At 62.1% G+C, this 2,436-nt stretch carries 2 protein-coding genes; both read right to left on the reverse strand.

Translation table 11 applies throughout. The annotated features are described in order from the left end of the window. A partial coding sequence (locus WBV42_RS06415; protein WP_423985291.1) for a glutamate-cysteine ligase family protein occupies window positions 1-426 on the reverse strand: 426 nt, incomplete at its 3' end. A gap of 115 nt (window positions 427-541) precedes the next feature. After that, window positions 542-2,374, reverse strand: a complete 1,833-nt coding sequence (locus WBV42_RS06420) for an SLC13 family permease (protein ID WP_423985292.1) — start codon at window positions 2,372-2,374, stop codon at window positions 542-544. Window positions 2,375-2,436: the final 62 nt, after the last annotated feature.

Consider the following 2,436-nt stretch of genomic DNA (forward strand, 5'->3'; position numbering starts at 1 on the left):
ACAGACCAGCGCCAGCGCGGGGTCGAGCGCCGTCAGCAGGTTCAACTGTCGAACGACGTTTCCCTTATCGAAGTGGACGTGCGTCCCCGCACAGTTCATCGCGTACTCCACGTCGTCGCCGTATATCCGTCCCAGCAGTTGCCCGCGTTCGCTCGTGATGTCGAGCGATTCCCGAGCGAGTGGCGTTCCGAGCGGGACGAGCGCGAGCCCCTGCTCGTCGGCTTTATCCCGGACGGCCTGCAGCACCGTCCCGAACTCGTGGCGCAGTTCCTCCGTGCTCGAAACGGGTGGCGTCTGCACCTCGATCAGTGGTGCGACGAACTCCGGGACGACGTAGTCGCTCACCTCGGTGAGATCTCCTGTGTCAGTCGCCAACTCTCCCGATTCCTCTATGACCCAGTATTCAGCTTCCAATCCTAGTTTCATCTATCCATCCCCCCGGTCGGTGACGGATGTCTCTCCGCAACAGAACTCTAACGTCACCGAACGATGGTTATAGTACGTCCTTCGCGGTCTAATAACTTACGCGAATTATTTCACTTCAGAGTCCCCAGAACGCCACGATTCCCCCGACCGTTACGACCGACAGGAGCAACTGAAGCGGCGCGCCGATACGGAAATAGTCCGTGAACTTGTAGCCGCCCGGGCCGTACACGAACAGGTTCGTCTGGTAGCCGACCGGACCGAGAAAGCTCGTCGAGGCGGCGAACGTCACCGCGAGGACGAACGCGAACGGGTTCGCGCCGATGCGGGTAGCCGCTTCGACCGCCACGGGAATCATCAGGACGACGCTGGCGTTGTTGCTGATGACCTCGGTGATGAGGCCGGTGGCGATGTAGAAAATCCAGAGCACGACGACGATCGGGACGTAGTTCGCGCTGGCCGCGACGAGGCCGCCGAGCAGTTCCGCGCCGCCGGAGTTCTCCAGCGCGATTCCCAGCGGGATGACACCGGCGAGCAGGAAGATGACGTTCCACTCGACCGTTTCGTACAACTCGCTCGCCTTCAGGACGCCGGTCGCGACCATCGCCACCACGCCCGCGAGTGCCGTGACGAGGATGGGGTAGACGCCGAGTGCGGCGAGCGCGACGACACCGACGACGATGGCGAGTGCGACTGGAATCTTTTCCGTGCGATAATCGGGGTCGCTCACCTGATGGGCGACGATGAAGTCCCGGTTCGCCGCGAGTCGGTCGATGCTGTCGGCCGACGCCTGCACGAGGAGCGTATCGCCGACGCGAATCGTCACCTCCTCGGGACGCTCGTGGATGAGTTCGCCGCGACTCCGGAACGCGAGGACCGCGGCGTTGTACCGCTCCCGAAACGCCGAACTCGACAGCGTGTCGCCGACGAGTTCGGATCCGGAGGGAATCACGACCTCCACGAGCGTCTGCTCCGTACCGGGGTCGATTTCGGCCTCCGTCGGTGTCCCGACGAGCGTCAGGTGTTCGAGCGTCGTGAGCGTTTCCAGCGTTTTCTTATCGATTCGGAGCGTGAGTCTGTCGCCCGCTCGAATCGTTTTTTGGCCGATGGGTTCGATGAACGTCTCGTCGCCGCGGACGAGTTGGATGATTTCGGCGTCGAATGCGGCCTCGTCGATGGCGTCCTCGATGGTCTCCCCGACGAACGGCGACCCGTCGGCGACTTCGACTTCCGTGAGATAGTCGCCCATCTCGTACTCCTCGATATAGTCCTCCTCGGGCGGGACGCGTTCCGGTAGGAGTCGGTGGCCGACGAACAGCAGGTAGAGGCCGCCGGTGACGAGGACGACGAATCCGAGTCCGGTGAACTCGAACATGGAGAATGTGTGGAGTTCTGGGTTGCCGGTTCTCGCCGCGAGTCGCCCCGCCACGTTGCTGGCGAGGATGTTGGTCGAGGTGCCGATGAGCGTGAGCATCCCGCCGAGCATCGAGGCGTAGGAGAGCGGAATCAGCAGTTTCGACGGCGAGGTCTTCCCCTCGTGTGCGAGGTCGGTAATGACCGGAACCAAAATCGCCACGACGGGCGTATTGTTCACGAACCCGGACGCTGGTCCAGCGACGCTGATGGTGGCGAACAGTTGTCTTCTGAGGTCCGTGCCCGCGAAATCCGCGAGCCGACTGCCGAGCAACTGGACGACACCGGTTCGACTGACGCCCGCGCTCAGGATGAGCATCGCCAGCACCGTGATGGTCGCCTCGTTGGAGAACCCGGAAATCCCCTCCGTCGTGCTGATTCCCGTCCACGGTTCGAGCACCATGAGGGTCACCATCACCAGAATCGCGGTCACGTCGACCGGGAGCAGTTCGGTCGCAAACAGCACCAACGCGAGGATAACCACCGCGAACACGACCAACATATCCGGCGTCACGCCCGCCAACCCGGTCTGCAGCATACCGTCGTATACGGATTTCCGTGTAAAAAAGGTTGCTGATAACTTATGAGAAACCATTCTGT

This window comes from Haladaptatus sp., from assembly GCF_049589095.1.
GTDB lineage: Archaea > Halobacteriota > Halobacteria > Halobacteriales > Haladaptataceae > Haladaptatus.

Coding starts and splice junctions, on each gene's coding strand:
- WBV42_RS06420 (WP_423985292.1), bottom strand. CDS start 2,374: ATGCTGCAGACCGGGTTGGCGGGCGTGACGCCGGATATGTTGGTCGTG.